Origin of the sequence: Streptococcus mitis (assembly GCF_001579035.1) — a bacterium.
Taxonomy (GTDB): domain Bacteria; phylum Bacillota; class Bacilli; order Lactobacillales; family Streptococcaceae; genus Streptococcus; species Streptococcus mitis_J.
Genome location: NZ_KQ970291.1, coordinates 38,886 through 44,945 on the forward strand (window position 1 = coordinate 38,886; position 6,060 = coordinate 44,945).

The 6,060-nt window shown below is 41.5% G+C and carries 6 protein-coding genes; 3 read left to right on the top strand and 3 right to left on the bottom strand.

The features are described from left to right. Nucleotides 1–971: MFS transporter (locus SMIDD26_RS09205; protein ID WP_246747016.1), on the bottom strand; the 971-nt coding region annotated here is incomplete at its 3' end. A gap of 315 nt (nt 972–1,286) precedes the next feature. Next, entirely contained in the window at nt 1,287–2,138 is an 852-nt protein-coding gene (gene rgg, locus SMIDD26_RS09210) for a quorum-sensing system transcriptional regulator Rgg (RefSeq protein ID WP_061439905.1), read from the bottom strand. 123 nt (nt 2,139–2,261) lie between these two features. Between rgg and SMIDD26_RS09215 the strand changes: the two genes are divergently transcribed. Beyond that, nucleotides 2,262–2,603 carry a metal-sulfur cluster assembly factor gene (locus SMIDD26_RS09215; RefSeq protein WP_001204052.1) on the top strand — a complete coding sequence of 114 codons (342 nt, stop codon included), beginning with the start codon at nt 2,262–2,264 and terminating at the stop codon, nt 2,601–2,603. A 258-nt stretch (nt 2,604–2,861) separates the two neighbouring features. Here SMIDD26_RS09215 and ilvD read toward each other — a convergent pair whose 3' ends face one another. After that, the gene (ilvD, locus tag SMIDD26_RS09220) at nt 2,862–4,565 is read right to left on the bottom strand and encodes a dihydroxy-acid dehydratase (RefSeq protein ID WP_000137346.1); all 1,704 of its coding nucleotides are present in this window, start codon (nt 4,563–4,565) and stop codon (nt 2,862–2,864) included. A gap of 184 nt (nt 4,566–4,749) precedes the next feature. On the opposite strand from ilvD, the gene SMIDD26_RS09225 reads away from it, so the two are divergent. Continuing rightward, a complete protein-coding gene (locus tag SMIDD26_RS09225) occupies nt 4,750–5,757 on the top strand; it encodes an SPFH domain-containing protein (protein ID WP_061425788.1) in 1,008 nt (335 codons plus the stop codon). A gap of 2 nt (nt 5,758–5,759) precedes the next feature. Further along, the gene (locus SMIDD26_RS09230) at nt 5,760–5,960 is read left to right on the top strand and encodes a type II toxin-antitoxin system antitoxin (protein ID WP_061439906.1); all 201 of its coding nucleotides are present in this window, start codon (nt 5,760–5,762) and stop codon (nt 5,958–5,960) included. Nucleotides 5,961–6,060 lie beyond the last annotated feature (100 nt).

Genomic DNA, 6,060 nt, shown 5'->3' on the forward strand with positions numbered 1-6,060 from the left:
TGATTGAATAAATTAGCTAGACCAACTAGACTGAGTCCTACGGTCGCCCACATCATCAATCTAGGCAAGGACTGCTTCCCAAAATAATCATTGCCCGTAAGGCTACTGATGATGATTGCTAACAAAGCACAGAATTGACTGATAAATAATGCCTCTGTATAAGAAAAATTCAAGAGAGAATGGCTCAAAAAGAAGATATTATAAATTCCACCCAAAGCGCCACCCAAGGCATTGATAAGCAAGACAGCAAAGAGCATAAAACCAAAGTTTTTCTGTCCACTTTTAAGAAAAACGAGACGTAAATTTCGATAAATCGTTAGGAACTGCTCTTTGATCGGAAGCTTCTCATTTTTTAGAATTTCACCATCAGCAGATGACATTGACAGGCTCAATTTGCTTCTTCCTAAAAAGAGGATAACGGCTGATACTAGGAAGAAACAGGCATTGATTCCCGCAACGAGAGAAAAATTATTGACCGATAGCTCTAAGAGCCACACTCCGAAAGCTTGACCACCAATGGCTGAAATATAGGTGATAAACTGGGAAAAAGAATAAGCTTCCATCAAATCCTCTTCAGCTACTTTTTCTTTAATGAGAGGCATGCGCAAGCCACCTGCAAAATCACTGATGACATCACTAATGACATTGATTAAACACAGACTAGAAAAGGCAAAGAGACTAGCTTGCTGGACAACTAGGGCTGCTAGAAAAAATAAAACTGCCTGAAACAAACCGCTATAGACCATCCATTTGACCTTGTCCCTCGTGTAATCTGCCCGAATCCCTACAAAAACTGTAAAGAGAGTCGGAAGAATCATGACAATATTCGCCATAGCAACAGCAAAAGAGGCTTGTGGCAAGGTCGATGCATAGACGATAAAGACCAGATTAAAAATCGAAGCACCAAAAGCATTGAAGAATCGTGACAAAGTCAAGAGACGATAAGCTTGATTTCTAAACAATAATTTCATAGGTAATCCCCCTTCTTGTTCGAATACTCAATGAAAATCAAAGAGCAAACTAGGAAGCTAGCCGAAGGTTGCTCAAAGCACAGCTTTGAGGTTGGGGATAAAGCTGAGTTGGTTTGAAGAGATTTTCGAAGAGTATAAGTTTTATGTGAAGTATGACTATAGTATAGCACTTAGAAATTCTAGAGAAAAAAACTTTTGAATATATGCAACAAACAAAATGAGCAAAAAGAATCGAGAGAATTTCTCCAGTGACACAAGAGAGCCCAAAAGTTCTATCGCTTCAAATTTCAAATTATTTTCTTAGTTTGCAAATATTCAACAATCGGTCGTTTTTCTATAGTATTCAGCAGATTTATTACAGCCAAGCATCTCAAAAATACGGACAGCATCTTCCATCTTTTTCTGACCTTCCTTGACTCTGCCTTGCTTGCTATCAAGGAGACCCTCTGCCCACAAATAGACAATTCGGAAATAGGTTTCATTTTCATTGTAGAAATGCTCTTCGATAACACGTTTAAAATAAGAGGCATTGGTAAATTCTTCACACTCAATGCTGGCTAAAAAGCCATTCAATAGTATAGTGTGAAAAAGGTTTCGATTGCCAGACATTTCCATTAGAAAATCAGATTTTCGGACCATTTCTCGTACATATCTAGTAAAAAGAGAAACAGATAAGAACGGAGAACTGATTGAGAACAAATTGAGTTCATAGATTCCCCAGATCTCAGTAGAAAACAAATAATCATGAAGGACTTTCCCTTCCTCTGCCGTTAACTCTACCGTTTCATCCATACTCTTCATATAAGACTTGATAATAATGGCATTTAGAATATGTTTCTGTTTGTTTTGAGAATGGGCATGCTTTTGATACTCCTTGCGATACAAGTCCTCAAGCGGAGCTATATTCTTTGGATCCAAGACATCTATGATTTCTTTTCTCAACTCAGAATCTGTATCATACTGAAAACCTCTCGCCAGAAAGAGGATTTCCTCTACACTGGCAGATATATTTTCTAGGGCAAATAAAAACTTTTCCACCGAAAGCTCACTCTGACCTGTTTCAAAGCGGGACAACATAGACGGCGAAAATTGTCCTCCAGTTGCTTGTCTCAGCGAGATATTTCTTGACTCTCGTAGTTGTCTAAAGACTTTTCCAATCTGCTCCATAGGCTTCCCCTTGATTCAGTATTTTCTTCATTTTATCATATTTTTCAGAAAATTCATCAAAAACTTGCCAAATTGTCAGAATTATGAGAAAATAGAGGATATTTATCACGTGGAGGGACTGTAATGAGAGACGATATCAAAATCAATGACCGTGCTTTGGCCTTGCAAGACCAAATTATCGAAAAACTAGAGAAGGTTTTTGATACAGATGTGGAATTGGATGTTTACAATCTAGGACTGATTTATGAAATCAATCTGGACGAAACGGGTCTCTGTAAGATTGTCATGACCTTCACCGACACCGCCTGCGATTGCGCCGAAAGTTTGCCTATTGAAATCGTCGCAGGTCTGAAACAAATCGAGGGTATCGAAGATGTCAAGGTTGAAGTTACCTGGTCGCCTGCTTGGAAAATCACACGAATCAGTCGCTACGGCCGTATTGCCCTTGGACTACCACCTCGTTAATACTCTTCAAAAATCTCTTCAAACCACGTCAGAGTCGGCTTGTCGTAGGTATATGTTACTGACTTCGTCAGTTCTATCTGCGACCTCAAAACAGTGTTTTGAGCTGACTTCGTCAGTTCTATCTGCGACCTCAAAACAGTGTTTTGAGCAACCTGCGCCTAGCTTTCTAGTTTGCTCTTTGATTTTTATTGAGTATAAGCAGGCAAATCACTTTTGGAGATGAAAAGAAGCAAGCCGAGATTGGCTTGCTTTTTAAGTTTATTTTTTACCTGACTTGTCCATATTCCAGAAGTCTGTCACGGCTCCGCGTGAAGCAGATGATACGATGTGAGCGTATTTACCGAGGACACCACGGCTGTAAAGCGGTGGCAAGGTAGTTTCTGCCTTGCGTTTTTCAAGTTCTTCTTCGGATACGGCCATCGAAATTTCTTTAGTATCTTGGTCAACCGTAACGATATCGCCTGTACGAAGGTAGGCAATTGGTCCACCATCCTGAGCTTCAGGAGCGATATGTCCAACAACCAGACCATAAGTACCACCAGAGAAGCGGCCATCTGTCAAGAGGGCAACCTTGTCTCCTTGACCTTTACCAACGATCATTGATGAAAGTGACAGCATCTCAGGCATACCAGGGCCACCTTTAGGTCCAACGAAACGAACAACGACTACATCGCCATCAACGATTTCATCTGTCAGAACGGCCTGAATCGCATCTTCTTCTGAATCAAAGACCTTAGCTGGACCAACGTGACGACGCACTTTAACACCTGATACCTTGGCAACCGCACCGTCAGGAGCAAGGTTCCCGTTCAAGATGATAAGCGGACCATCCGCACGTTTTGGATTTTCAAGTGGCATGATAACTTTTTGACCTGGTGTGAGGTCTGCAAAGTCAGCTAAGTTCTCAGCAACTGTCTTACCAGTACATGTGATGCGATCTCCATGAAGGAATCCATTTGCCAAGAGATATCTCATAACCGCAGGCACACCACCGACTTCGTAGAGGTCTTGGAAGACATACTGACCAGATGGTTTCAAGTCAGCCAAGTGAGGCACACGCTCTTGGATCGTATTGAAGTCCTCAAGTGACAAGTCAACATTGGCAGCATGGGCAATGGCAAGCAAGTGAAGAGTGGCATTTGTAGAACCACCGAGAGCCATAGTTACAGTGATGGCATCTTCAAAGGCTTCACGGGTCAAGATATCTGATGGTTTGAGACCCAATTCAAGCATCTTAACAACAGCACGTCCTGCTGCTTCGATGTCTTCTTTCTTATCAGCTGATTCAGCTGGGTGAGATGAAGAACCTGGCAAGCTCATACCGAGAACTTCGATAGCAGTCGCCATGGTATTAGCAGTATACATACCACCACAGCCACCAGGGCCAGGGCAGGCATTACATTCAAGACGTTTCACGTCCTCAGCTGTCATATCACCGTGGTTCCATTTTCCAATACCCTCAAAGACAGAAACCAAGTCGATGTCTTTGCCATCAAGATTTCCCGGTGCAATGGTTCCACCATAGGCGAAAATAGCTGGAATATCCATATTAGCAATGGCAATCATAGATCCAGGCATGTTCTTGTCACAGCCACCGATAGCGACGAAGGCATCCACATTGTGACCACCCATAGCCGCCTCGATTGAGTCCGCAATAATATCACGAGATGTCAAAGAGAAACGCATCCCAGGCGTTCCCATGGCAATCCCGTCTGCTACGGTAATAGTCCCAAACTGCACAGGCCAAGCACCTGCCGATTTGACACCTTCTTTGGCTAATTTCCCAAAATCATGCAAGTGGATGTTACATGGTGTATTTTCCGCCCAAGTCGAAATCACTCCCACAATCGGTGTTTCAAAGTCCTTATCTGTCATACCAGTCGCACGAAGCATGGCACGGTTTGGTGATTTCACCATACTGTCATAAATGCTACTGCGGTGACGTTTATCTAATTCAGTCATTTGTTCCCTCCCATTTCAGTTTTTACTATTATAGCACATTTTAAAAGCAATGAACAGAAGAAAATCCTTGAATTTTCAGAAAATTCTATACAGCAATCTTTTCTTTAAAAATATTCCATTTATTTCTTGACTTTATAAATTAAAGTGATATCATTTAGATATCAAATAACAGGAGGTCATTCTTATGACTGAAAAACTAATCAATTCAAAACCAAATGGTGTATTCGCATTGATTCTCATTGAGTTGACAATCGTACTTGGTATCTTTATATTGATAATGGGTGCTGGTTCGGAAAACATTTTTGGAATTATTATCGGACCTTTACTAATCGTAATTGCAGTGCTAACTCATGCTGGTTTAAAAGTTGTCAAACCTCAAGAAGCTCTGGTTCTGACACTCTTTGGTAACTATACAGGTACCATCAAAGAACCTGGTTTTTACTTTGTCAATCCCTTCAGCGTAGCGGTCAACCCTGCAAACCACACTCGACTTGGACAAAGTGGTGATGTTAGCACAAAATCTCCTTTTTTAGGAGCTAAATCATCAAATGACAATGATGTAAATCTTGAAATTAGCAAGAAACACATTTCCCTCAAGGTTATGACCTTAAGCAATTCTCGCCAAAAAATCAATGATTGTCTAGGAAATCCCGTAGAAATCGGAATTGCCGTTACTTGGCGTGTAGTCGATACTGCTAAGGCAGTTTTCAACGTTGATAACTACAAAGAATATCTTTCATTGCAATGTGATAGCGCCCTCCGAAATATTGTCCGCATCTATCCTTACGATGTGTCTCCTAATGTGGATACTACGGGTGACGGGCAAGCAGATGAAGGTAGCCTCCGTGGCTCTAGCGAAATTGTAGCTAACCGTATTCGTGAAGAAATCCAAAGTCGTGTTGAGGATGCTGGCTTGGAAATCCTTGAAGCACGTATTACTTATCTAGCTTACGCTCCAGAAATTGCTGCCGTTATGCTTCAACGCCAACAAGCATCTGCCATTATTGATGCCCGTAAGATGATTGTCGATGGTGCTGTAGGAATGGTTGAAATGGCACTAGAACGGCTCAATGAAGGGGAATTGGTAGAGCTTGACGAAGAACGAAAAGCTGCCATGGTTTCAAATCTCCTAGTCGTTCTTTGTGGCAATCATGATGCACAACCAATTGTCAATACAGGAAGCCTTTATTAGAAATGGCAGAATCTAAAAAAAAGCAAATCCCCCTTCGACTCTCAACAAAGTTATACGCTGCACTCGCATCATGGGCAGAAGACGACTTTCGTTCAGTCAATGGGCAAATCGAGTATCTCCTCACAGAATGTGTCAAGCAACGGAAAAAAGACGGAAAATACGTATCAGAAACCATTGACGAACCATTTGAGATTGATATTTAAGACCTTCTCCTGTCTGCTAGGTCTGACAGGAGAATTTTGCTAAATTCCCAAACTAACTTCCACCGCTAATCCAAGTGGAAGTTAGTCTGATAAAAATCCT

Coding starts and splice junctions, on each gene's coding strand:
- rgg (WP_061439905.1), bottom strand. CDS start 2,138: ATGGAGCAGATTGGAAAAGTCTTTAGACAACTACGAGAGTCAAGAAAT.
- SMIDD26_RS09215 (WP_001204052.1), top strand. CDS start 2,262: ATGAGAGACGATATCAAAATCAATGACCGTGCTTTGGCCTTGCAAGAC.
- ilvD (WP_000137346.1), bottom strand. CDS start 4,565: ATGACTGAATTAGATAAACGTCACCGCAGTAGCATTTATGACAGTATG.
- SMIDD26_RS09225 (WP_061425788.1), top strand. CDS start 4,750: ATGACTGAAAAACTAATCAATTCAAAACCAAATGGTGTATTCGCATTG.
- SMIDD26_RS09230 (WP_061439906.1), top strand. CDS start 5,760: ATGGCAGAATCTAAAAAAAAGCAAATCCCCCTTCGACTCTCAACAAAG.